Origin of the sequence: Enterococcus sp. DIV1298c, from assembly GCF_017316315.1 — a bacterium.
GTDB lineage: Bacteria > Bacillota > Bacilli > Lactobacillales > Enterococcaceae > Enterococcus_B > Enterococcus_B mangumiae.
Map to the genome: position 1 here is coordinate 45,751 of NZ_JAFLWG010000016.1, position 23,710 is coordinate 69,460.

Sequence of the window (23,710 nt, forward strand, 5' to 3'; positions counted from 1 at the left end):
TAATTATAAAACACTGTCGCTATTTTACAATAAGAACTCGTGTTTCTATTTTTTTTTATGAGAAAATTTATTTTTTAGTTTATTAAACCATTTTGACGTAACATTTTTACGTTCTTTTATTTCATTTCCTGTTATGTACTCTTGCACAACAGCATTGATGATTCCGCCAAGAATAATGATCGTGGCAGCAAAATTTAACCAAAGCATCAAAACGATAAAACTTCCGATGATTTGATAACCGCTAACACGCGTAGCGAAATAACGAGCATAGATCCCAAAAACTTGCGATAGTAACATCCAGCCAGTTGTTGCAAAGACAGCCCCTGGAATCACTGCTTTAAATTTCAATTGCGCATTTGGGACGATCAAATAAATCAAAAACATGATCACGAACAAAGCGACCAAAGTAATCGGCCATTTCAATGTTTGGAATTGGTCAATAAAATTAACAGGTATTTTAAATATCGGTTGTATCGCCTCTAAAATCATTTGTCCTAATCCAAGAACTAATGTGACGCCACTAATGGCAATCATAAATAACAAGATGACCACTAAAGAAAAGAAACGGACAATGATAAAATTTTTCCTATTTTCTACTCCGTAAGCTTTATTCATTGCAATCTGTAATGCATTGATACTCTGGCTTGCTGACCATAATGCCGCAATTGCCGAAACTGACAACAAACTACCAGAACTTTGCGTCAACAAATTTTTCACCGCAGGACCGATAAACTGATAGATTGTTTCAGGAATCACTTGGCGAATATAAGTCAATACAGTTTCTTGATCGATTTGAAGATACGGCAGAATATTTCCAAACGCAATGATCAATGGAAACAAAGATAATAGTAAATAATAAGCAACAACTACTGAAGTCGTCCCCATTTCCGAATCAACGATCCTCTTTTGCGTCGTCTCAATAAAACGCATTAAATTCTTATGTTGTTTTATTTTGTCCAAAATATTCATAGTAATCTCCTGTTCAAGGTTGTGAAAGAAGCGCTCAGCACTGAGTAATAAGGCAGAAAAATCGAAAATGGCTTTTTCATTTTTGATTTTTTTGACTTATTATTGAAGTGTTGCTTCTTGAACACCGTTTATCATAGGTTGTGAGAAAGCCGTTCAGCTCCGAGTATTAAGGCAGAAATTGAGAAAATAGCTCCTCATATTTTTTCAATTTTTGACTTAATATTGAAGGAGCTGGCTTTCGAACACCATTTATCTAGGTTGTGAGAAAAGCGCTTTGACCTGAGCAGTAAGATGGAAAATCAGAAAATAGCTTCTCATATTTTTTGATTTTTCAGCTTAATGTTGAAGGTCAGCTTTTCGAACACCGTTTATCAAGGTTGTAAAAGAAGCGCTCAGCACTGAGTAATAAGACAGAAAAATCGAAAATGGCTTTTTCATTTTTGATTTTTTTTGGCTTATTATTGAAGTGTTGCTTCTTGAACACCGTTTATCTAATAAAGACACCTCCAATTCTAAACTTCAAATAGGAATCGAATCGATTGTTTTATCTATCGTTCAATCTCTACTTTAATATTGTAGGCGTCAGTATTTGAACTACTTTATTTATCTCTTGAAAAATTTGGTCACCGAAAACATTCTCTAGTTACTCAAACAGTTTTTCAACTGATGATTTTGGGAACGAATCAGTAAGTTCCTTCTTCACCTTGAGAAGTTAAAATTCTTGGACCGTCTTTGGTGATGGCCAATGTGTGTTCATATTGACATGATAATCCACCATCTCTAGTATATGCAGTCCAGCCATTTGGGTCCATTTTCATTTTCCACGTTCCGGTATTAACCATTGGTTCGATCGTGATGACCATGCCCTCTTTTAATCGTAATCCTTTGCCTGGTTGACCATAATGTGGAACAGCAGGTTCTTCATGGATCGTTGGTCCGACACCGTGACCAATGAAATCGCGAACGATGCCAAGGTTTTCCCCTTCTACATATGTTTGGATCGCGTGTCCGATATCACCGATGCGATTACCGACTTGTGCCTGTTCGATACCGATGTATAGCGCTTTTTTAGTTACTTCCATCAAGCGATCGATCTCAGGGGTTGATTCACCAACTACATATGCCCAACAAGAATCAGAGATTCCGCCTTTTAAGTCAATACACATATCTACCTTTACTAAATCACCGCTTTTAAGTGGTTTTTTTCGAGGAAATCCATGACAGATCTCATCGTTGATGCTGATACATGTCGCATATTCATATCCTTCAAATCCAATTTGTGCAGCGATTCCGCCATGACTCTCAATATAGTTACGTACAAATACTTCGATATCCCAGCTAGTAATTCCTGGTTTAATGAAATCTCGCAGATTTTTATGTACATCTGCTAATAATGCACCAGATTCTGCCATTGCTTCGATCTCACGTGCTGATTTTAATGTTATCATCTATTCTCGTCTCCTTTTTACAAATCCTTTTTATTTTAACATAGTAGTAAGTATTTAGCCAAACACCTTAGTACGCTTACAAATCTTGCTTCCTTTTTCTCAAACTTTTGGTATAATTGATAATTGTTGAAATGCTATTCATTAAAATTTAGGAGGCGCCTTATGGCTTTAGCAAAAATCGTTTATGCAAGTATGACTGGTAACACGGAAGAAATCGCTGATATTGTTGCAGAGGCTCTAGAAAATATGGATATCGATGTCGAAATCAATGAATGTACACAAGTAGATGCGGAAGATTTCCAAGAGGCAGATATCTGTGTAGTTGCTACTTATACATACGATGACGGTGATCTACCTGACGAAATCGTTGACTTCTATGAAGATTTACAAGAACTTGAACTACCTGGAAAAATCTATGGGGTTTGTGGTTCTGGAGATACTTTCTATGATGAGTTTTGTAAGTCAGTTGACGATTTTGATGCTGCCTTTGCAAAAACTGGTGCTGTCAAGGGTGCTGAAAGTGTCAAAGTTGATTTAAATGCGGAAGAAGAAGACATTGAAAATCTTGAAGCATTCGCGAAATCTCTTGTATCCAAGTTATCTTAATCACAAAAAGAAGGATGTGTTTACCACATCCTTCTTTTTGTTTAGAAGCATTACGTTTTGTAAATCAAGGCATTACTATCAAATGGGGTCGATCAATTTTCAAATAAACGAATCAGTCTACTTCAATCGGATCTTTTAAGCTTAGAATGGCATTGATACTATCTTGGATCATCTTTTCGATCTGTATATCAGTCGGATGGATGATATTCGATGACATCAAGGCTGCGATACCTGTTGCAATGATCCAAGTCCCGTTGAGAAGCGAAACTAGTTTATCATTTGGCAAGTCCATGTACTTTGGATCTTCTTTCACTACGTCCATAAAGTAATTATAGGAGAAATTTTGCATCTCTCTTCCGCCACCATACTCTTCCAAGTAAAGGGAGCTATATAATTTCTTTTCACGATTTGCGAAATGGATGTAATTCAGCGCTAGATCGACAATCGTGTTGCCGGTATGTTCTACAGGAAAGACTTCGTATTTTAGATAATCGTAGATTTGCTCAAACAACGCATGTTTCAAATCATCCATATTTTTAAACTCTAAATAGATTGGTTGTGTAGAGCAGTTCATTTTATTTGCAATGTTTCTCGCAGTGAATTTTGAAAATCCTTCATTGGCTGCAACTTCATAGGCGGCGGCCAAAATCTGCTCTTTCGTTATTGTTTTTTTTCTTGCCATAATTTTCTAATCTCCTTGAAATTTTTTATAACGCTTCCACCATTGATTAGTACTATTGTACCATTTTTTTCTAATAAGCAAAACTTGTTTTTTTATTTTTTTGCAAATTTTTCTGCCTTTATTGACGGATATTAACGCATTTTTTTGTTTTCTAATTAAAAACAAATGATTATTTTATCAGATGTTTATTTGTTTCACTTCTAATTAAATGTTATTATATAATGAGTAATTACCAAAAATACGATGAGGAGGAATTTAATTATGTCACCTGATTTTAATGAAAATTTAGAAAAATACGCACGTTTAATTGCAGAAACAGGGGTAAACGTGTCGAAAGGGCATACAGTAGTCTTACAAATCAATGTAGAACAAGCTGATTTAGCTCGCCTGATCACGAAAGAAGCCTACCGTTTAGGAGCAGCTGAAGTGATCGTTCAATGGACGGATGATATCATCCAAAAAGAATTCCTGACTCATGCAGCAGATGATCGAATCACAGAAGTCCCACAATACAAAATCGATCAAGCAGATGATTGGATTGAAAAAGGCGCGAGCAGAATCAGCGTCGTCTCTTCTGATCCAGACGCATTCGCAGGTGTCGACAACGACCGTGTAGCAAGTTACCAATCAGCAGTTGGCAAAGCATTGATGAATCTAAGAAAAGCAACGCAATCAAATAAAGTAAGTTGGACAGTCGTAGCTGCTGCTGGAAAACAATGGGCAGCAAAAGTCTTCCCTGACCTTCCAGAGGAAAAACAAGTCGACGCATTATGGAATGAGATTTTCAAAACAACACGCATTTATGAAGCAGATCCAGTGATTGCTTGGAAAAATCACGACGAAAAATTAGCGGCAAAAGCGGCAGAATTGAACAAAGAACAATTCTCAGCTTTACACTACACTGCCCCAGGAACAGACATCGTGATCGGTTTACCGAAAAACCACTTATGGGAGGGTGCTGGAAGCTATAATGCTCGTGAAGAAAAATTCATGGCAAATATGCCAACCGAAGAAGTATTCACTGCACCTGATAGCCATCGTGTTGATGGATACATTTCAAGCACAAAACCTTTGAGTTATGCAGGAACGACTATTACTGGAATGAAATTTACTTTTAAAGAAGGAAAAGTTGTTGATTTCTCAGCAGAACAAGGGCAAGAAGTCTTAGCAAAACTTTTAGATACAGATGAAGGCGCACGACGTTTAGGCGAAGTTGCTTTAGTGCCTGACCCTTCACCGATTTCACAATCAGGAATCATCTTCTACAACACATTATTTGATGAAAATGCGTCAAACCATTTAGCACTTGGTTCAGCTTATGCGTTTAGTGTCCAAGGCGGAACAGAAATGACCGATGACGAATTGGCAGCTGCAGGCTTGAATCGAAGCCAAACACATGTCGATTTCATGGTAGGTTCTGATCAAATGGATATCGATGGTATTCGTGAAGATGGCTCAAGAGTGCCGATTTTCAGAAACGGCGACTGGGCTTGATAAAAACAAACAGACCTGGACATGATGTCCAGGTCTGTTTGTGTATACACGCTTTACAATAAATCTTCTTTTTTAGTAAACGTAAATTTGCGACTTTCTTTGTGTTCTGGTTTGTCTTCTTCATGTTTTTGTATCGCATCTTTCGTAATTTCTTCCCGTTCTTTTTTTGTTTCATCCAAACGTTCCGCAATTACTTCTTCTTTTGGTTTCTCAGTCATAATCAAAACCCCCTTCAACACCCTCATTCTACCACTCTAGATTCCTTTATTGGAAACGTTTTGCTTCAAAATCAGCTTGCAACTATTCCTTTAAAACGCTAAAATAATAGTGTTACTACTTGTTCCTGTAGCTCAGTAGGATAGAGCAATCGCCTCCTAAGCGATAGGTCGCTGGTTCAATTCCAGTCAGGAACGTTTAAGAACTTATCAAAGTTTGCGCCAAAAGTATTCGATTATAAGAAATAAGACCAAAACCCTCGTTTTAACTTTTTTGAGGTTTTGGCCTTATTTTTTTATGCAAAACATCGATTCAGAAATAAGAGGATATCGTTGGATCATAAGCGGACTGGTCTTTAGCCATTTTTCCACCTTTTTAACTCTGGGAAGAAGCCTTGCATAAATTCACGGGCTTCTTCTTTTGTCTTGCCTTGTTCTTTAAGCATTCCTGATTCACTCATATGTTTCACGCTCACGTCTATCATTTCTTCCATTGTATAATCAGTTAAAAAGGCACCGTCTTTGAAGCAGTAGCTGCAATACTCGACATTCTTGCTTTTATCTTTATTTGTCCCTAAAACTTCCTCTGAATCAAGCGGCATGCCACAACTTTGACAATACTTCATCTCTTGCATCTTCCTAATCCCCCTATCAAACTATTCTTACAACTTAGAAATAATCATTTAAAATTGGTTGTTGACTCGGCAAAGCTTGACTGAGTTCAGCAATCAATTTGTTTTCAACTCTGATTTTTTCATGAAAAGCAAGCGCTTCAACTGTTTGATATCCTAGCAGTAATTGTGTCATGCTTTGGATTGTTCCACTGACCACAGGTAATTCCGTCTGTTGGACTTTCTTTACTTCAAGTACTCCATTGACATAAGTAATGTCAAAAAAGCCTTCATTCCATTTTGCATATGGATCTTCTGTTACATGGAGCACAAAGTTGATGTCCTGCTCAAATGGATAGGTTTGCATAAATTTCTCGATGTCGACGATCCTTCCCATCATATACGGTGTGACCGTTGTTTTTGCAAATGGATTATCTAATAAATAATTTTTACTGTGTCCGGAAAAACCACAAGTATATTCAAATGAAGCAAATGCGCCATTATGGGAACCGATGAATCGCATCAATCCTCTCAACGCTTCATGGTTCAAGTAACCCATTTCGACAATGACAAAAGTGGGCGCTTCCAACTTATAAACAACATAACCTGAAGCATTTCCCTCACGGTCATAGTACAGTGCATAATGGTTCTCTTCTCGTTGCTTGAACTTGTAAGAATACCACCAATCTTCACGGACTAAACCGCCTCTTTTACTCTCGGGCATGTTTGCGTAGATGGAACGTATCGCTTCCACAGATTCTTCAAACGTTGTGCGTTTCATGAAGCCCGTCGTTTTTTTTACTGCCGGCATATCACGGCTATCTAGTTCATAGCTGATTCGGTCAAATAATTGCTCGTACCCGTAGCGACGATAAAAAGGATAAGAAAATGGGGCTAAATACGAAAGTGCGACATTTCTTTCGCGACAATCTTCAAGGATTTTTTCCATGATCCGATTGATGCCACCTTGTCCACGTGCTTCGGGATAAGAAGCAACATAGCCGATCCCAGCCATCAAATAAGTTTTTCCGTGGAAATCCACTGAAAAAGGTGTCGCCATCACTTGACTTGTCAAATGCCCTTCTGGATCTAGAAAGCCATAGTTCCATGAATTTTCAACGATCAGCTTGAACCGTCCACGTCGTTCTTCTGTATCTTGCGAATTAAAGGCATAGGTCGCTAAAGCATACATTTCTTCTAACGATCCATTTCCTAATTCTTTTATAACATCCGTCATATTTCCCCTTCTCCCTTTAAATATCTATACCAATTGTACTATTATTTTCTTAATAATAATAGTAGGTGGATTACCATCGCTTTAAAAAGTATACTTGTCAAAAACACGCTTCTAAAAAATAGCGCTAAAAAACCAAAAAATAGAATAGCCGATTCTTGGTTTTTAGCGCTTATTTTTTTGGATCAGAGCATTGCTTTCACAACTTATTCTCTTTTTGATCATCAGTTATCCTCTTTGTGCTACGGTCAGATTCGCTACCCGTTTAATAGGATTCTTCAATCATTCCTAGCATCTTTTTAAAACGTCTCTTTTTAAAGTACATCAACATTGTTCCTAAGATCATATCATTCATTTTCTGCAACATTCCGTGTGATTCCATCTGTTCCGTATAATGGACTTCACAAGATTTCTCATCGATCGGCTTGATTTGATAATGAACGACAAAATCATTTTTTGTTGTTGAGGTACGAAATTTATAAGATTGGTTATCAATGACTTCCTCAATTATAATGCGTGCACGATTATTTTGAGAGAATTGTTTGATGTATTCAAGATTCTTTAACTGTTTGCGTGTCACTGATTTCCCAGTGGCTTTACGGACATCGAAAAGAACAGAATCCATCACTTTATCATAGAAAAACGATGCCGGAATATTTAGTGTTTTAACGATTTCCATTAGTTCTTTTTCTCCTTTGCTTCTTCTTTTTTCTTACCTTTTAAAAAGAAGTAGATTCCTAGTCCTGCAAAAAACAACCCAGTGACCATACTATAAATATCATATTGTTGTGTTCCGGGATTTAAACTATATAGTATGATCAGTGAACCAATACTACATAAAAACAATCCATTTTTTATCATTTGAACCACCCTTATCTTGTTTCTTAGACTGCTGCTGCTTGGAAATATAATACCGTGCCCCATGGTTGAGCTTTGATTAATTCTTTTGCTGTTTTTGCAGCTGCTTCTTTATCTTCTGCACTTGTTTCAAAGAATAATTTGATTCCTTGTTTTTCTTTGAATGTAAAGGACATGCCGTCTTCATTGTATCCTTCTAATAATTCTTTGATTGCATCTTGTTGCATCGCACTAGCTATTGAAATCATTTGTTTTCCTCTTTTCTTTTTCTATTGGTTTTATTCTTCTAGTTTCTATACATATTCACTCGATTTCCTTCTGAATGAAGTGAGGGCTAGGGATTTGACGGATCGTCATCGCCCATAGCCCCTACTCCTTTTAGCAGATTATTTTGGCTCCCCTGCTGCTGGATCCATCTTATTCGCCGACATGACGAATGGTGCCCAGATCAAGAAGGTCACAACCATACATACTAATGTAACGATCGGTGCCCGCCAGTCTGCTCCTGTTGCAAGGAATGATAGCAAGAACGGTGGGACGACCCAAGTTACTTGTTGGGACACCGGTGCGACTAATCCTAGATAAGTTGCTACCCATCCGATGGTTGTCGCAACAACTGGTGCAACTAAGAATGGGATGAACATGATCGCATTCAAGACGATTGGTAAACCGAACATAACTGGTTCATTGATATTGAAGATACCAGGTCCAATCGAAAGTTTTGCTACAGTCAAGTAGTCTGCGCGTTTTGATAATAGTAAGATAGCAATCAATAGAACGATTGTACCACCTGATCCGCCAAACCATGCAAATGCATCAAATGAACCACGTACCCACATGTATGCTTTACCATCTTCGATCGCATCCAATACTGCGGGAGTTCCTGTTTTACCATTGTAACCTTTTTGGAAGATATCGATATTGATCAATTGTGCTTGACCCCAAATACCTTCTAATACTGGTGCCAATACGTTCGGGCCATGGATACCAAAGAACCAGAAAATCTGAACGAAAATTGTAACGATCAATACTGCGCCGATACCTTGTGACAAGCCCAAGAATGGTTCTGCAATATATTTTTGTACTAAATCAATGATCAATTGACCATCCGCAACACGTCCAACAACATAATTAATGATAGCGATGACATATAATGAAATCGTTGCTGGTAAAATTGCTGCAAATGCTTTAGAAACTGCCGGTGGTACTGAATCTGGCATTTTGATCGTAATATTTGCAAGCATCAATTTACAGAAAATAATAACCGAGATTGCGCCCATGATCATTACTGTAAAGTAGGCGTTACCATTTAAATGATCTAGTTTCAACCAACCCCATAAACCAACTGATAGTGTACCATCAGCAATCGTTGCGCCAATTTCTGAACCATTGATCGCGTCTGCAACATTTTGCGGTACATTGACATTTAACGCAGCTGATAATGACGGGCCAAAAGCGATTCCTTGAATCAGTGTTGCTAACCCAACGATCCCTCCAGCTAAGTCATTGACGCCATATGCACGGGCTAGATTATATCCCCATGAGAAGGCAAAGATCAGTCCGGCAATTGCTAATGTCCCATTCCAAACGAACCCATTGATGCCGATGATCACATTCAATACGGCAAAAAAACCTTTGTCTGCTGCTAAGCTGTCAGCATACGTACTAATAAATTGCTGTGGTAAATCACGAATAATTGCATTGATCATTACAGCTACTGATCCAGCCATTGTTGCAGGCATTGTACCGATAAAAGCGTCACGCAATGCCACTAAGTGCTTTTGCGCGCCGATTTTTCCGGCAACTGGAAGGATGTATTTTTCCATCCAACTTGTTAATCCATTCATTATTACTTCCTCCTATAAGTTTTTTTATATAAAGAATAACTCCTTATATCAAATTAAAAAAAATCCGTTCAAAAATTTTTTTTCTTCTTCCGTTCAAAAAAGAAGGGTCTTAGTTATTCAACGTAAGTTCTACGATATAAATCAATGATCTCTTTTGCAAGGTCTGTGAATGCGATCGATGTCATCAAATGATCCTGACTATGCACCGTCAACAGTGTCACTTGCATATGATTTCCTTGTGCTTCTTGTGTGAGCATTTGAGTTTGAGAATGATGCGCTTCGACAAGAGAGGCTTCAGCATCACGGATTTTTTGTTCCGCTAAATCGAAGTCGCCTTTTTTCGCAGCCGCAATCGCTTCCATTGCATCGCTTTTTGCATTTCCGCCATACATGATCAATCCCATGATGGCTTCTAGATTCTGTTGATCTTCCACTATTCTACCTCCAGCTTTCCAATTGATTATTTCATTAATTTTTCAGCTTGCTCAAGTACTTTCGCGCCGTTCATCATGCCATAATCCTGCATGTTGATCACATCTAATGGAATTCCTTTTGGTGCTAATTTTTGTTCAAATTGTGCTTTCATAAAACGAACTTGTGGTCCAAGTAATAATACGTCCACATTTTTAGCTTCAAGGTTATTGTCAGCATCTGAAGCTGAAACCGCGAAGATATCTGCGTCCATTCCTTTTTCTTCTGCTGCTTTTTGCATTTTTGTTACCAATAAACTTGTACTCATTCCTGCAGAACATACTAACATGATTGTTTTTTTCTCCATTTTTTCCACTCCTTCAAATTTGGTTTTACACTATAACTATAACGCAAGAAGCATGCCAAACACTAAATCTCAAAAATAGCGTTTTCATAACTATAAATAAGCAAATACAGTGCACACACTAACGATTAGTGTGTGCACTGTGCGTTGTTGATTATTTTTTTATTTTATTCTCTATAAACATTTGTGTAATAAAAGCAATTTCATGCTCAGGGATTTTAACCCCATATTTACGTTCGATCCCGATTAGATTCGTTCGTACGATGTCCATCTCTAACCGATAGATTTTCGCAAAAGTCGCAAAATCATCGAATGTCCGCAATTTTTCATGCTTGATAAGACCGTCGATCAGAAAAGCGACATGGATCACGATTCCTGTGTCTACCCCAGGCTCAATGATGATCGATAAATCGGTCTGGATCTGCTGAACGGCTTTCTGTAGGGATTGGATCAATCGCTCGACAGATGAAATAGCGTTCAAAGAATCTTTTAACGAATCAACGATTTTAGCTGTTGGTACTTCATCATCTGCAATCCGTTTCAATGTATTGAGTTTATCATCATCAAATACGTCATAGGCAGAAAAGAATGGGATATTTTGGTAGTCCACTTCAACCGTTCCTGCAATCGCTTTGATTTCATATTCTTCCAGTAATGCATCGATATGCCGTTTAAATGATTCTCGTTCTAAAAATTGCATTTGGATTACTTCCACTTTGTCTTGATTGATCACTGGCACGATACGTTGATAGAGTTTTGCAGCCACTCCTTCTCCAGTAAAACAAGTCACGATGACTGCTTTTTTCCGTTCGAGCTGCTCTTGGTTTTCGATCTTGAACTGGTCCTTAACGATCGATTCAAATGACATTTGAATGTTTTGGTAGATATCTTCTAAGCTTCGGCCAACATTCGCCATACGAATGGCTTCGATCACGATCATGGTACTCGTCATCGTGATTGCTTTTGTACGTATGCCAGTTTCTTCATAGATCAGATCACTGAATGTGTTGAGCGACCCCATATCAGTTAGTAAAATCAATCCATTTGTCAAACTGCTTTGGCGATTTTTTACATATCGCAATACTTCTTCATACATCGATTGGACTTCCATCTCTAAGGGCATATTGAACGCTTGACCAATCGTTGTTCCGAGAAGATCTTGCGCCATTTCCAGCATGCTTGAAGCGGTTTGTCTGCCATGCATCAGAACTAACACATCGACTTTGTTTTCTTTAACTGGCTCACTTTCGCCTAAATTGATAGAAAGAAACATACTGATAAAGCCAATTTCATCAAAAGGTATCTCCACTTGTTGATCCTCTTCAATGATCGTGGATAAATCGATGGCAACTTGAAACTCTTTTTTAAATTTCTTTCTTATATTATTCAAATCAGGGTGAACGATCATATGACCATCTTTGACACGATCCAATGTGCTTTGTAAATGTAAGGCAAATGCAAAGCGTGCTTTTTGATTATAGATCCGATCTAGTCTTTGTTCAGCTAAGTCATACAACTCATTCGTCAAGCGCCAGATGTCTTCTGGAATCAAATCTTTCGGGATCGTACTTTTCGTCAATTCTTTGACATAGGTTTGGAAATATTCATCGACATCTTTAGAGATCAAAGATTCTAAATTAATATTTTCTCTGCCTGATTCAGAAAGCGACATCACCTTTTCTTCAATGTCATTGTATACTTGCATATTTCTTTCTGGATCGCGAGACCAAACGACGTCAGCAAACCCTGGCTCAAACGTCAAGTATTGACTCTTACTATCCATAAAACGATCCAATCGTTCAGGAACCTCTTTGATGCGTAATAATCCTTTTTGGACTTGTAAGGACAACTCTTCTTTACGAATGACTAATTTTTCTTCCTGATGCATCCGATAATGGAGGAAAGACTTGGCACAGACTAATTTCAAGTCACGTTTTACTTGGCCGATGTTGCCTTCTGCATCGTATAACATGAAGGCTAGAATTGCTTCTTTTTCGATATCGATCCGTTGATTCAATCGATTGGCTTCTTGTTTGATAAACAATGAAATGATTTCATAACGCTCATCGAGTGAACGAGAGGCTAGATTGGGCAAAGTGATCGCCATTGGGATCCTACGATTGAATGTAGTCAAAAAACTTTCAGATGATTCTGTTGTTGCGCCAATGATCTGGACAGATGCTTCATGGACTTGAGCGCTTTCACCTAAAGGACGATAAACACCTTTATCGATAAATGTGAAGAGCATCTCTTGTCCTTCTGGCGGTAAGCGGTGGATCTCATCTAGAAATAAGATCCCGCCATCTGCTTTAGCCATCAATCCTTGACTATCTTGTGTTGCCCCGGTGTAAGCACCCTTTTTTATTCCAAAGATATGGCCAAACAACAGTTGCGGGTTTTGTGCATAGTCCGCACAATTGAATGAAATAAATGGCGCATCAGGGGAAAGCATCTCCGAATCGATAGCAAAATGATACATACATTCAGCAAACATCGATTTCCCTGTTCCTGTTTCACCAAAAATAATCGTATGCAATCCTCGCGGCGGATACAAAATCGCGGCTTTGGCCTGTTGGATACTTACTTTTAGCGATTCATTCTCTCCCACTAAGGTTTCAAAAGTAACTTGTGTAGAAGCGTCTACATGAACTTTGTCTGAAGCTGTTTTTTTGGGAGGCATAGAATAAACTACAGGTCTGCCAGTACTTTTTACAATATAATGCGCTTTATATAAATCACTCAAATAACGACTTGCATTACTACGGTCAATCTCTAATTGCTTTGCAACATCTGTTGCTGTCAATCCTTGATGATTTTCCGTGAGTAAATCCAAGATTTCTTCCTGTCTTTCGTTCATGCTAACTCTGCTACTCAAAATATAGACAAAAATACCTATATCGAGATTTCTCTACTACTCACGTAGTTAGAATTACTGTTTCATCGAATGCCGCCTCGTCACTTCCACACTACTACGGTTTGTCTCATTCTCCACAGTCGTTAATTCCCGACTAAGCCATCGGTACATATACAAAGTTGCGTGCTTATACAATTACTTTGTATTCCTTCACATCTTTCAAATTCATGCACGCGTTATGATCCCTATCTGCTACATAACCACAGTTCTCACAATGATAGGTACGCTCTGATAACTTTAACTCTACTTTCTTATGCCCGCATTTATAACATAGTTTTGAGCTAGGATAAAATCGATCGACCAGTCTTAACTCAATATCATAGACTTTACATTTATCTGCTAATTTTTTACGAAAAGCATAGAAAGATTGCTCTCCCACAGCTTTTGAAAGATGCCGGTTTTTCATCATCCCCTTGACATTCAAGTCTTCAATTGTGATATAAGCTGGTTTGGTTTTTACTAACTCTGCCACAATTTTATTCGCTCTGTCCCTACGGATATCTGTCAACCGTTTATGAAGTTTTTGTACTTTCAAGACTTGTTTTCCAATATTTTTGCGAGTAGCTTCTCCTCTCTCCCCTTGATTTTCGTTGACACGCTTTTTTTCGCTTTCGTATTTCCTCGACAGCTTGCGTTGTTGTCGATTTAATGGTTCGATTAATGATTTCTTTTTGTTCTTCTGTTGGAAAAATTCCTGTTTTGTATGCCACGAACATCTTTATCACCTTCAATCTCTTTTTATACTTATGTAGTCCATAAAGACGGCAATTAAAAACGTGAATAATTGAAATTACACTTTCAATTAATTCCTGTTGTGGCGAGAAATCTGAGTTATTCCATACGATAATAGTCGTATTAATCTTTGAGCATGATTTCTCACCTAAGAAAAAACCATTGCATATAAAACTACCTTTGTGTATTTCGGTGTATAAAAATGACTGCTGTTTAGTTACTCCTTTAAACAAACGACCTGTTTCCATTTTCAATATATTAACACAAAAAGGCGCTTATTTGCGCCTTGCTCCTTTATTTTTGTCCTTTTTCTGCTTGTTTTTACGTTTTACTTTAGGGGAAACAGCTGTTTTTTTCGTTGATCCGTCACTAGTATCTTTCTTTCCAGCCTCTTTCTTTTTAGGGAGCGTTTTTGTTGGGGCTTTTTCAGGCGCTTCTGTTTGCAGACCTCCCCCATATATATATAGTTCTGTTAATTCTGTTTCTGTCTGTCGAGTAATTTTTTTGAGGTCTCTCAGCGTGTGATCATTCACAAAAGTGATCACTTGTCCCTGTTGACCCATTCGGCCAGTTCTGCCAGCACGGTGTAAGTATGACTCCTCCGTGACTGGAACATCGATATTGACCACATAAGGAAGTTCAGCGATATCTAACCCTCTAGCTGCAACATCTGTTGATAACAACATGCTGATCGTGCCATCTTTAAATTGATTCAATGCCGCTTTTCGTAATAACTTGTTTTGATCAGAGGCTAAACTCGCGACAGAAATCCCTCGATAACTCATTTTTTCTTCCATCACACCTAGTTCACTCAATTGGTTGAAAAACACAAGAGCTTGGAAACCTTCCACATGGGCTAGTCTTCTTAAATAATCTTCTGTTTTTCGTGCCGGAACACGAATGAAGTAGTGACTAAGTCCTTTTCTTGAATCATCCATTTTAGTGACATCGATGACTTTCAGCGATTGTTTAGTCAACGCTTCGATTTGTTCGATCGAACGATCGGCTGTAGCTGAAAAGAAAGCTAATTGGTAGTCTGTTGGTGCTTGATGCATGATTTGATCGATAAATGGTCGATTTCCTTCATCAAACAGCTGATCCGCCTCATCAAAAACAATCGTTTTGATTTGATATGCTTTTATTTTTTTTGCTTTCATCAACTCTAATACACGACCTGGTGTACCTATCAACACTTCAGGTTTCTTCTTTAGTCCTTCGATTTGTCGTTTGACGTTTGCGCCACCAACGACAGATTGGACAGAGATCGCTAATTCTTTCGCCCATTCCCGTGTGACATCGGCGACTTGGATCGCCAACTCCTGTGAAGAGGCAAGGATCAGCAAAGTACTTGCCTCCCCTTTCTTCACATTCAACAATAAAGGCCATAGATAGGCTAATGTCTTGCCCGAGCCGGTTGGAGAAACGGCAATCAAACTTTTACCGTCTTTCAAATCAGTAAATACTTCTTGTTGGATAAACGATGGGGTAGTGAAACCTTTGTCTGCCCATTTGTTTTGCCAATTAGTTGGAAAATGTTTTAAAAAATCGTTCATTCAGTCGTTCCCTCTTTATCTGCATCAAATTCAATTCCACCACTGATCCGTAAATCATAAACGACTTGATTCACGTTTCGTGCAAGCTCGACCCATTCTTCATAATGTAGGCCCCATTGTGGATCTTTTGGATTCATGATCACATGTGCAAAATCTTCTGCTTCTTCACTCATTGGATTTTCAGAAGCAACGATATCTAATTTTTCGATTTGTTCGTGATTACGATCATGATATTCTGCTTGTTCGATCGCATTGACACCATTCATGATCACCGTTCCACTATCAAAATAAATTTCTGAAGGTAGATACGAATCACCAATCTTACCTGGTTGGATCGCTACATCAAACGTAGCATATCTTAAAATCCCCCAGCCAAGTCCATCGACACCAGTTGCTATTTTTCTTGGGAAATAATGGACTTCTTGTGGTTTGCCAAACCAACCTACCGCTGCATACACAAGGTAAACACCTAGATCCATCATTGCTCCACCAGAAAAATGTGGCGAAAAGATATTCGGTTCTTCGCCGTCTAACACTTGATCATAACGAGAAGAATATTTCATGTAACTGAAATTCGCACCAATGATCTCATTTTTCAATGGTAGGAATTCTGCAATCTTTTTAAAACCTGCTTCATGGATATTTCTTGCAGCTTCAAAGAAAAAGACTTTCTCTTGGTTCGCTAAATGGATGATTTCTTCCATTTCTTTAGGTGTACTGAATGCTGGTTTTTCTACAATGACGTTTTTCCCCGCCAGAATCGCTTGCTTTGCATGCTGGAAATGTAAACTATTCGGGGAAGCAATATAAACCGTATCCATATGCTCTAACTCAAAAAAGACAGTTAAATCTGTTGCAAAAGCGATGTCTCCTTCATACTCTGCACCAAATTGTTGAGCTTTTTCTAAGTGTCTTGAATAAACTGCTGTCAATTCATATTTATGTGTACCTAAAGCCGCTTGTACAAATTGATGGGTAATCCAATTTGTGCCGATTATACCTAAATGGATCATTTTTCCGCCTTCTTTCTATAAATTAGGATCTTCAAAAACTGTCTCCAAATCAAATGGGATCGCTTGTTTCACACGCACTTGATTTTCTGTCACTTGACAGTTGTATACGACTACGTTTACACCTGCCTGTTGAGCAGCACGAAAAGCAGCAGCTAATTCTGGCTGCATCTGCTCATGGATCGTTGCTCGATGTAAGTGTTCGAATTGTGCAATAAATACGATATAGGACTTGTAGCCTTCTTGATAGGCGTGAATCAATTCATTGACGTGTTTAAGTCCGCGGATCGTTGGCGCATCAGGAAACGCGCCGACTGCTTTATTTTCTAACGTCATTCCTTTGACCTCAACAAACGCTTTTTGACCACAGCTTGTTTCTAAATAAATATCAAATTTAGACTTGCCAAAAGTCACTTCACGTTTGTAAGTCACAATCTCTCCGTCTAAGTGAGGTAATTGGATCGTTCCAGCTAAAATCCCATCGATTGCTAGTTGGTTGGGCAGCTGACTATCGATATTGAACCAGTGTTGTCCCTTTTTGACGGCAATCAAATCATATGCTGTTTTACGCTTCGTTCCTGGAATGTGTACCAATGCAACCTCAGCACCAGGTAGTAGCAGTTCTTTTCCTCTACCTGTATTCTTAACATGGGTTTTGAGTACTTCGCCTTTTTGGTTTAAACAGAACGCAATAAAACGATTTGGTCGTTCAATAAAGTAAGCAATTTCAACATCTTGGTAGTACAATATTCATCACCTGTCTCCCTACTACTGTATCCTACCATAATTTTGCTAAAAACACTTAAAAAACCAGTCGAAAGTCTTAGAGAAATCATTCACTTTCTTTAGTAAAATATAAGAAAAGGAGCAACAGGCAAAATATGCTTCCAATATACGTAAAGACAAAGGAGTGGTCACATGAAAAAAAGAATCCTCTATTTCCTGCTTGCCGGTGTCGCGACACTTGCTGGGAAAAAAGTACTTGATCGTAAAATAAAAGAAGCACACGTCGATGACCTGACTAAATACTGTGGGGCTTGGTCATTCGTTGATAAAAATCAAACATACCATGAATTAACCATTACTTCTGACTATTCTTTTTGGCTTGATGACCGTTCTTTAGGTACGCTGTTAGTCGAAGTTACCTCTGAAAAACTGATCGTTAGAGACCAGTATGGCTTTTATCTGACCTTTTCTTACAATGATATGTTACTGTACGATGAAGCAAATGATTCAGCTTACTTGTTATCAAAAAAATCATAATTAGACTGGCTGACTGAATACGACGCTCGCTCTCCCTCTATCCCTTCAGTAGATAATCGCATTTCTTTTCCACTATAAAAACAAGACAAATGATTTAGAAACTCCCCCATTTTCTAAACCATTTGTCTTGTTTTGCAAGTTTCCTTTATAGAACTTCCTTATGATAACAATCACCCATCAGATTATGCTATGATGGGAGAAAAGAAATCGTTCGCTGAATGCTTTATTTTTAGATCTATGACCTCACACAAAACCTTAGAATTATAGGAAATCGATTGGCTACTATCACTGAAAAAAATCATTCGATTTGCTCTTACTTTTTTTCTCATAAAATAGTCAATTCGTGTTTTTTTTGTTACACTTACAAGTGATGGTTTCTTACCATGAAAGGATGATCGCATATGACACCAAACCGAGAAGATTATTTAAAAATCATTCTGGAATTAGGCGGTGACACAACTAAAGTCAACAATAAACAAATCGTTTCTAGCCTAGCAGTGTCCCCTGCTTCAGTAAGCGAAATGATTTCTAAACTCGTAAAAGAAAAATTAGTCGAACACTCTCCTTATCAAGGTGTACAATTAACTGACAGCGGGCTGATAAAAGCAAGCAGTCTGATACGTAAACATCGACTATGGGAAGTTTTTTTAGTCGAGCATTTAGATTACAACTGGAATGAGGTACATGATGATGCAGAAGTATTAGAACATGTGACTTCTGAACAGCTTGCGGATCATTTAGAAAGTTATTTAAATCATCCTAAACATTGTCCTCATGGGGGGATTATCCCTGAGAAGGAACAAGTTGTTCATGAAGAGCGTCGACAAACACTTGAATCATACCCCGTCGGTACAAAAATACGGATCGCACGTGTCCTTGATGAAAAAGAATTGTTAGACTATTTAGTGACAATTGATGTCAACATTGATGAAACTTATGAAATAACTGATGTAGCCGCTTATGAAGGGCCAATCACTATCCAAAATAAAACCAAAAAAATTCCTGTCAGCTTTAAAGCCGCCAGTACAATTTTTGTCGACAAACTGTAAAGGAGATTACGCAAATAATGAATGAAAAAAACGTATTATTTACTATATTTGGCGGTACTGGAGATTTAGCACAACGTAAATTGTATCCTTCGCTTTTTCGTTTATACAAAAAAGGCAACCTGAGTGAACATTTTGCTGTGATCGGTACAGCACGCCGCCCTTGGAGTGACGAACACTACCGTGAAGTAGTCAAAGGAACGATTGCATCATTGAATCCTTCGCCAGAAGAAGCCGAACGATTTGCTAGCCATTTTTATTACCAATCTCATGATGTCAACGATTCTTCTCATTATCAAACATTGAAAGAATTGTCAGATCGTTTAGATGAACAATATCACTTAAATGGCAATCGGATGTACTATTTAGCAATGGCTCCCCAATTTTTCGGTACGATCGTTTCTCATTTGAAATCTCAGAAAATCGTTACAGAGACTGGATTCAATCGATTGATCATCGAAAAGCCTTTTGGTTCTGATTACCAATCTGCCTTTGAATTAAATGAGAAAATCCGTCAAGTCTTTCCAGAAGACGACATTTTCCGCATCGACCATTATTTAGGAAAAGAAATGATCCAAAATATTTCTGCGATCCGCTTTGCCAATAATATTTTTGAGTCTCAATGGAACAACCGCTATATCGATAATATCCAAATCACTTTTGGCGAGAGTTTAGGTGTCGAAGATCGTGGGGGATACTACGACCATAGCGGTGCATTAAAAGATATGGTCCAAAACCATATTCTCCAAGTACTGGCGCTATTAGCAATGGAACCGCCTGTCGCTTTTTCTGAAAAAGAAATTCGTTCAGAAAAAATCAAAGCCTTAAAAGCGATTCGTGTTTATGAAAAAGAAGAAGTTTTAGAAAACTTTGTCCGAGGTCAATATGCCGCAGGACAATTGGACGATCAAACGTTCAAAGGATACCGAGAAGAAGATAATGTTGATCCAGAATCGACAACTGAAACATTTGTTGCCGGAAAATTCACGATCGATAATTTCCGTTGGTCTGGTGTACCTTTCTATGTACGTACGGGGAAACGTCTAACTGAAAAAGGAACACGTATCAATATCGTCTTTAAACAAGTTCCTGTCAATGTGTTTAAAACATCGATCGATGAACCATGTAATGACACGACATTACCACCGAATGTCTTGACGATTTATATCCAACCAACAGAAGGTTTTTCATTCACATTGAATGGTAAAAAAGTCGGCCAAGGTTTTGCGACTGATCCAATCAAACTAGAATACCGTAATAGTGCTGAAATGGTCGAAAATAGTCCAGAAGCCTATGAAAAACTGATGCTAGATGCGTTAAATGGCGATAGTACCAATTTCTCTCATTGGGAAGAAGTTGCACAATCATGGCATATCGTTGATATCATTCGTCAAGTTTGGGATCAAGTACAACCAGATTTTCCAAATTACAAAGCTGGTTCCATGGGTCCTCAAGCAGCCTTCGAACTTTTAGAAAAAGACGGCTTCGAATGGATTTGGCAGCCTGATCATTGGTACCGTGAACGTGGCAAGTTGGATTGATCATTCAGCCACTTTGTCTGCTACTTTTAATCTTTATACAAAAAAGCGACCAAACACAAAATGTGTTTGGTCGTTTTTGACTTATTTCTCTTCAAAACCTTCTGCAACTGCTTCTGGATAGAACTCTTCAACAAGCTGTGCGCAACGTCCGCATAAGTGTGGTAATTTTTCATGGGAACCAACATCTTTACGGATCTGGCGACAACGATCACAAGTTTCCCCATCTGCTTTTTCGACTAAGATTGCCACATCATCAAAGACTAAAGCATTTTCAGATGCTTCCGTATTTTCTGGCATGATCGTAAAGTAATCTGGTGAGATGATCAATAATTGTGGAATATCAGCAGCAACTGCTGTTAATAAATGTGCCACTTGTTGATTCGGATAGATCGTTAATTTTGCTTCTAATGATTTACCGATCAATTTACTATTTCTTGCTTCTTCCAACGCTTTTAAGACTTTGTCACGGAAATCCATGAAGGCTGTCCATGTGTCCAACAACTCATCTTGGTTCGCATATTCAACATAGCTTGGTAATTCACTTAATTGAACATATGCTTCCTCTTCTTTTAAGAATGACCAGATTTCTTCTGCTGTATGAGGAATGATCGGCGTTAGTAATTTAGTCAAGGCAACTGCTGTCTCATAGAATACAGTTTGCATGCAACGACGTTGATAATCATTTTCTGCTTCGATATAAACCACATCTTTGGCAAAATCAAGATAGAAAGAAGATAGATCAACTGTTAAGAAATTCATTACCGTACGATAGATTTGCATAAAGTTATACTTGTCATATCCTTCTTCACGGATTTCTTTGATCACTTGATTTAAACGAACTGTCATATATTTATCGACTGAACGACGCTCTTCATACGCCACTGCATCTTTCTTCGGATCAAAATCATCCGTATTTGCTAATAAGAAGCGCATCGTATTTCTGATCTTACGGTAAACTTCCGCAACCTGACCTAAAATATCCATTGATACACGAACATCGGCTTCATAATCCACACTAGATACCCATAGACGTAGAATATCCGCACCGAATTGTTTGATTACTTTATCTGGAACGATCGTATTACCTAAAGATTTACTCATTTTCCGACCTTCGCCGTCTAATGTGAACCCTTGAGAAAGAACTGATTTATATGGCGCAACTCCATTGATCGCTACACTTGTCGTAATACTTGAATTGAACCAGCCACGATATTGATCGGAACCTTCAAGGTACATATCTGCCGGGAAAGATAATTCAGGACGTTGACGTAAAACTGCTTCATGGGAAGAACCTGAATCGAACCAAACATCCATGATATCTGTTTCTTTGGTGAATTCGCCATTAGGTGAACCTGGATGCGTAAAGCCTTCTGGAAGTAAGTCTTTCGCTTCTTTTTCAAACCAAATGATTGAACCATGGGCCGCAAATAACTCAGCAACATGTTCAATTGTTTCTGGCGTAATGATCGCTTCTCCATTTTCAGCGTAAAAAATCGGTAGTGGTACACCCCAAGCACGTTGACGTGAGATTACCCAATCGCCACGATCACGTACCATATTAAAAAGACGTGTTTTACCCCAAGGAATGATCCAATCAACTTTTTCAACTTCATCAAGGATGTTTTGACGGAAGTCATTGATTGAAGCAAACCATTGTGGTGTGGCACGATAAATGACAGGTTTTTTAGTACGCCAGTCATGCGGATAACTATGTGTGAAGAAATCCAATTTCAACAAAGCACCTTTTTCTTGCAATAAATCAGTAATCATTGGATTTGCTTTATCATAAAAGATTCCTTCAAAGCCAGGTGCTTCCTCTGTGAATACACCTTTAGAATCAACTGGTGAAACTACAGGTAACTTGTAGCGATTTCCAGCAATGTAGTCATCTTCCCCGTGTCCAGGTGCAGTATGAACTAAGCCAGTACCGGCATCTAACGTTACATGATCTCCCAAGATCACTAAAGATTCACGATCATAGAAAGGATGTGTCGCTGTCATGTATTCCATTTCTTGTCCAGCGAATTCTTTTAAGACGTTGACTGCTTCCCAGCCGATAGCTTGTTGCACAGTTTCCAATAAATCTTTCGCAACAACAAATTTGCGGCCATCTGCTTCGACTAAAACATACGTAAATGTTGGATTTACAGCAATCCCTTGGTTTGCTGGTAATGTCCATGGTGTAGTTGTCCAAATTACAAATGCAGTGTCTTCACCTAAAAGATCTTTGCCATCTTTGACAGTGAAAGCAACATAAATTGAAGGAGATTTGACATCTTTATATTCAATTTCTGCTTCAGCTAAAGAAGACTCACTAGATGGTGACCAGTAAATCGGTTTTAATCCTTTATAGATATAACCTTTTTCAGCCATTTTACCAAATACACGGATCTGCGCAGCTTCATATGAAGGATCTAACGTCACATAAGGATTTTCCCAATCCCCAGCTACTCCTAATCGTTTAAAGTCTTCACGTTGTTTGTCTACTTGTGAAAGTGCGTATTCGCGACATTTCTCCAAGTATTCTGCCATCGTCATTTCTTTTCGTTTGATCCCTTTGTTCGTCAATACTTGCTCGATCGGCAAACCATGTGTATCCCAGCCGGGTACGTATGGTGCGCGAAAACCTGACATTGATTTTGAACGGATGATGATATCTTTACTGATTTTGTTTAACGAATGCCCTAAATGGATATTTCCATTTGCATATGGAGGGCCATCATGAAGAATGAAGCTTGGTTTGCCTTCATTCAACGCTTGTCTTTGTTGATAGATTTGATTTTCTTCCCATTCTTTTTGCCATTCACCTTCACGGTTTGGCAAATTCCCACGCATAGGAAAACTTGTTTTTCCTAGTTGCAAGGTTTCTTTCATTTTCATACAAACACTCCTTAACTATAGTTTACAGAACG

22 protein-coding genes, 1 tRNA gene and 2 pseudogenes are annotated in these 23,710 nt (G+C 38.3%); 6 read left to right on the forward strand and 19 right to left on the reverse strand.

Annotation, left to right across the window (positions count from 1 at the left end):
• Positions 1–45: 45 nt before the first annotated feature.
• A complete protein-coding gene (locus tag JZO83_RS04535) occupies positions 46–969 on the reverse strand; it encodes a YihY/virulence factor BrkB family protein (protein WP_206858130.1) in 924 nt (307 codons plus the stop codon).
• Positions 970–1,652: 683 nt separating this feature from the next.
• On the reverse strand, positions 1,653–2,417 hold the full coding sequence (gene map / locus JZO83_RS04540) for a type I methionyl aminopeptidase (RefSeq protein ID WP_206858129.1): 765 nt from the start codon (positions 2,415–2,417) through the stop codon (positions 1,653–1,655).
• A gap of 162 nt (positions 2,418–2,579) precedes the next feature.
• On the opposite strand from map, the gene JZO83_RS04545 reads away from it, so the two are divergent.
• Positions 2,580–3,023: a flavodoxin gene (locus tag JZO83_RS04545; protein ID WP_206858114.1), complete on the forward strand. Its 444-nt coding sequence runs from the start codon at positions 2,580–2,582 to the stop codon at positions 3,021–3,023.
• Positions 3,024–3,135: 112 nt separating this feature from the next.
• Here the strand turns inward: JZO83_RS04545 and JZO83_RS04550 are convergent, their stop codons facing one another.
• Complete coding sequence (locus JZO83_RS04550) at positions 3,136–3,705, reverse strand: TetR/AcrR family transcriptional regulator (protein ID WP_206858113.1); 570 nt, start codon at positions 3,703–3,705, stop codon at positions 3,136–3,138.
• A 261-nt stretch (positions 3,706–3,966) separates the two neighbouring features.
• Between JZO83_RS04550 and JZO83_RS04555 the strand changes: the two genes are divergently transcribed.
• Positions 3,967–5,199, forward strand: a complete 1,233-nt coding sequence (locus JZO83_RS04555; protein WP_206858111.1) for an aminopeptidase — start codon at positions 3,967–3,969, stop codon at positions 5,197–5,199.
• 53 nt (positions 5,200–5,252) lie between these two features.
• On the opposite strand, the gene JZO83_RS04560 is transcribed toward JZO83_RS04555, so the two are convergent.
• The gene (locus JZO83_RS04560; RefSeq protein WP_206858109.1) at positions 5,253–5,417 is read right to left on the reverse strand and encodes a hypothetical protein; all 165 of its coding nucleotides are present in this window, start codon (positions 5,415–5,417) and stop codon (positions 5,253–5,255) included.
• Between the two features lie 121 nt (positions 5,418–5,538).
• Here JZO83_RS04560 and JZO83_RS04565 point away from each other — a divergent pair.
• Positions 5,539–5,612, forward strand: a tRNA-Arg gene (locus JZO83_RS04565).
• A 158-nt stretch (positions 5,613–5,770) separates the two neighbouring features.
• Here JZO83_RS04565 and JZO83_RS04570 read toward each other — a convergent pair.
• The 14 genes and pseudogenes from JZO83_RS04570 to sfsA form a co-directional block, all read right to left on the reverse strand.
• Positions 5,771–6,049: a zinc ribbon domain-containing protein gene (locus JZO83_RS04570; protein ID WP_206858107.1), complete on the reverse strand. Its 279-nt coding sequence runs from the start codon at positions 6,047–6,049 to the stop codon at positions 5,771–5,773.
• A gap of 34 nt (positions 6,050–6,083) precedes the next feature.
• Positions 6,084–7,262, reverse strand: coding sequence for a GNAT family N-acetyltransferase (locus JZO83_RS04575; protein WP_206858105.1), 1,179 nt, complete (start codon positions 7,260–7,262; stop codon positions 6,084–6,086).
• A 262-nt stretch (positions 7,263–7,524) separates the two neighbouring features.
• Complete coding sequence (locus JZO83_RS04580; protein ID WP_206858104.1) at positions 7,525–7,938, reverse strand: DUF3284 domain-containing protein; 414 nt, start codon at positions 7,936–7,938, stop codon at positions 7,525–7,527.
• On the reverse strand, positions 7,938–8,120 hold the full coding sequence (locus tag JZO83_RS04585; RefSeq protein ID WP_010735959.1) for a DUF3188 domain-containing protein: 183 nt from the start codon (positions 8,118–8,120) through the stop codon (positions 7,938–7,940). Before JZO83_RS04585 ends, JZO83_RS04580 begins: the two co-directional genes overlap by 1 nt.
• Positions 8,121–8,143: 23 nt before the next feature.
• Positions 8,144–8,365 carry a hypothetical protein gene (locus tag JZO83_RS04590; RefSeq protein ID WP_206858102.1) on the reverse strand — a complete coding sequence of 74 codons (222 nt, stop codon included), beginning with the start codon at positions 8,363–8,365 and terminating at the stop codon, positions 8,144–8,146.
• Positions 8,366–8,503: 138 nt separating this feature from the next.
• Positions 8,504–9,964, reverse strand: coding sequence for a PTS transporter subunit EIIC (locus JZO83_RS04595; RefSeq protein WP_206858100.1), 1,461 nt, complete (start codon positions 9,962–9,964; stop codon positions 8,504–8,506).
• Between the two features lie 113 nt (positions 9,965–10,077).
• On the reverse strand, positions 10,078–10,398 hold the full coding sequence (locus JZO83_RS04600) for a PTS lactose/cellobiose transporter subunit IIA (RefSeq protein ID WP_206858098.1): 321 nt from the start codon (positions 10,396–10,398) through the stop codon (positions 10,078–10,080).
• 26 nt (positions 10,399–10,424) lie between these two features.
• Positions 10,425–10,742: a PTS sugar transporter subunit IIB gene (locus JZO83_RS04605; RefSeq protein ID WP_206858096.1), complete on the reverse strand. Its 318-nt coding sequence runs from the start codon at positions 10,740–10,742 to the stop codon at positions 10,425–10,427.
• A 151-nt stretch (positions 10,743–10,893) separates the two neighbouring features.
• Complete coding sequence (locus tag JZO83_RS04610; protein WP_206858093.1) at positions 10,894–13,596, reverse strand: sigma-54-dependent transcriptional regulator; 2,703 nt, start codon at positions 13,594–13,596, stop codon at positions 10,894–10,896.
• 184 nt (positions 13,597–13,780) lie between these two features.
• Positions 13,781–14,326: pseudogene (locus JZO83_RS04615) on the reverse strand (transposase); the annotation flags it as partial.
• Positions 14,327–14,378: 52 nt separating this feature from the next.
• Positions 14,379–14,516, reverse strand: a pseudogene (locus JZO83_RS14515) (IS607 family transposase); the annotation flags it as partial.
• A 144-nt stretch (positions 14,517–14,660) separates the two neighbouring features.
• The gene (locus JZO83_RS04620) at positions 14,661–15,938 is read right to left on the reverse strand and encodes a DEAD/DEAH box helicase (RefSeq protein WP_206858086.1); all 1,278 of its coding nucleotides are present in this window, start codon (positions 15,936–15,938) and stop codon (positions 14,661–14,663) included.
• Positions 15,935–16,951 (reverse strand): Gfo/Idh/MocA family oxidoreductase, encoded by a 1,017-nt coding sequence (locus tag JZO83_RS04625; protein ID WP_206858084.1) that lies wholly within the window; start codon positions 16,949–16,951, stop codon positions 15,935–15,937. Before JZO83_RS04625 ends, JZO83_RS04620 begins: the two co-directional genes overlap by 4 nt.
• Before the next feature lie 15 nt (positions 16,952–16,966).
• Positions 16,967–17,695, reverse strand: coding sequence for a DNA/RNA nuclease SfsA (gene sfsA / locus JZO83_RS04630; RefSeq protein WP_206858082.1), 729 nt, complete (start codon positions 17,693–17,695; stop codon positions 16,967–16,969).
• 171 nt (positions 17,696–17,866) lie between these two features.
• Here sfsA and JZO83_RS04635 point away from each other — a divergent pair, with 171 nt between their 5' ends.
• The 3 genes from JZO83_RS04635 (at position 17,867) to zwf (ending at position 20,798) form a co-directional block, all read left to right on the forward strand.
• Complete coding sequence (locus tag JZO83_RS04635; protein ID WP_206858071.1) at positions 17,867–18,211, forward strand: DUF4828 domain-containing protein; 345 nt, start codon at positions 17,867–17,869, stop codon at positions 18,209–18,211.
• Positions 18,212–18,612: 401 nt separating this feature from the next.
• Positions 18,613–19,260 carry a metal-dependent transcriptional regulator gene (locus JZO83_RS04640; RefSeq protein ID WP_071865938.1) on the forward strand — a complete coding sequence of 216 codons (648 nt, stop codon included), beginning with the start codon at positions 18,613–18,615 and terminating at the stop codon, positions 19,258–19,260.
• 14 nt (positions 19,261–19,274) lie between these two features.
• On the forward strand, positions 19,275–20,798 hold the full coding sequence (gene zwf, locus JZO83_RS04645; RefSeq protein ID WP_206858325.1) for a glucose-6-phosphate dehydrogenase: 1,524 nt from the start codon (positions 19,275–19,277) through the stop codon (positions 20,796–20,798).
• Between the two features lie 81 nt (positions 20,799–20,879).
• Here the strand turns inward: zwf and ileS are convergent, their stop codons facing one another.
• Positions 20,880–23,678, reverse strand: a complete 2,799-nt coding sequence (gene ileS, locus JZO83_RS04650; RefSeq protein WP_207115092.1) for an isoleucine--tRNA ligase — start codon at positions 23,676–23,678, stop codon at positions 20,880–20,882.
• Positions 23,679–23,710: the final 32 nt, after the last annotated feature.

Bases quoted from the DNA above. Each gene is read 5' to 3' on its own strand.
- JZO83_RS04635 (WP_206858071.1), top strand. From the start codon at position 17,867: ATGAAAAAAAGAATCCTCTATTTCCTGCTTGCCGGTGTCGCGACACTT.
- JZO83_RS04610 (WP_206858093.1), bottom strand. From the start codon at position 13,596: ATGAACGAAAGACAGGAAGAAATCTTGGATTTACTCACGGAAAATCAT.
- JZO83_RS04625 (WP_206858084.1), bottom strand. From the start codon at position 16,951: ATGATCCATTTAGGTATAATCGGCACAAATTGGATTACCCATCAATTT.
- JZO83_RS04620 (WP_206858086.1), bottom strand. From the start codon at position 15,938: ATGAACGATTTTTTAAAACATTTTCCAACTAATTGGCAAAACAAATGG.
- JZO83_RS04555 (WP_206858111.1), top strand. From the start codon at position 3,967: ATGTCACCTGATTTTAATGAAAATTTAGAAAAATACGCACGTTTAATT.
- JZO83_RS04580 (WP_206858104.1), bottom strand. From the start codon at position 7,938: ATGGAAATCGTTAAAACACTAAATATTCCGGCATCGTTTTTCTATGAT.
- JZO83_RS04560 (WP_206858109.1), bottom strand. From the start codon at position 5,417: ATGACTGAGAAACCAAAAGAAGAAGTAATTGCGGAACGTTTGGATGAA.
- JZO83_RS04575 (WP_206858105.1), bottom strand. From the start codon at position 7,262: ATGACGGATGTTATAAAAGAATTAGGAAATGGATCGTTAGAAGAAATG.
- JZO83_RS04535 (WP_206858130.1), bottom strand. From the start codon at position 969: ATGAATATTTTGGACAAAATAAAACAACATAAGAATTTAATGCGTTTT.
- map (WP_206858129.1), bottom strand. From the start codon at position 2,417: ATGATAACATTAAAATCAGCACGTGAGATCGAAGCAATGGCAGAATCT.
- JZO83_RS04590 (WP_206858102.1), bottom strand. From the start codon at position 8,365: ATGATTTCAATAGCTAGTGCGATGCAACAAGATGCAATCAAAGAATTA.
- JZO83_RS04545 (WP_206858114.1), top strand. From the start codon at position 2,580: ATGGCTTTAGCAAAAATCGTTTATGCAAGTATGACTGGTAACACGGAA.
- JZO83_RS04640 (WP_071865938.1), top strand. From the start codon at position 18,613: ATGACACCAAACCGAGAAGATTATTTAAAAATCATTCTGGAATTAGGC.
- JZO83_RS04585 (WP_010735959.1), bottom strand. From the start codon at position 8,120: ATGATAAAAAATGGATTGTTTTTATGTAGTATTGGTTCACTGATCATA.
- JZO83_RS04550 (WP_206858113.1), bottom strand. From the start codon at position 3,705: ATGGCAAGAAAAAAAACAATAACGAAAGAGCAGATTTTGGCCGCCGCC.
- JZO83_RS04595 (WP_206858100.1), bottom strand. From the start codon at position 9,964: ATGAATGGATTAACAAGTTGGATGGAAAAATACATCCTTCCAGTTGCC.
- ileS (WP_207115092.1), bottom strand. From the start codon at position 23,678: ATGAAAATGAAAGAAACCTTGCAACTAGGAAAAACAAGTTTTCCTATG.
- JZO83_RS04570 (WP_206858107.1), bottom strand. From the start codon at position 6,049: ATGCAAGAGATGAAGTATTGTCAAAGTTGTGGCATGCCGCTTGATTCA.
- JZO83_RS04605 (WP_206858096.1), bottom strand. From the start codon at position 10,742: ATGGAGAAAAAAACAATCATGTTAGTATGTTCTGCAGGAATGAGTACA.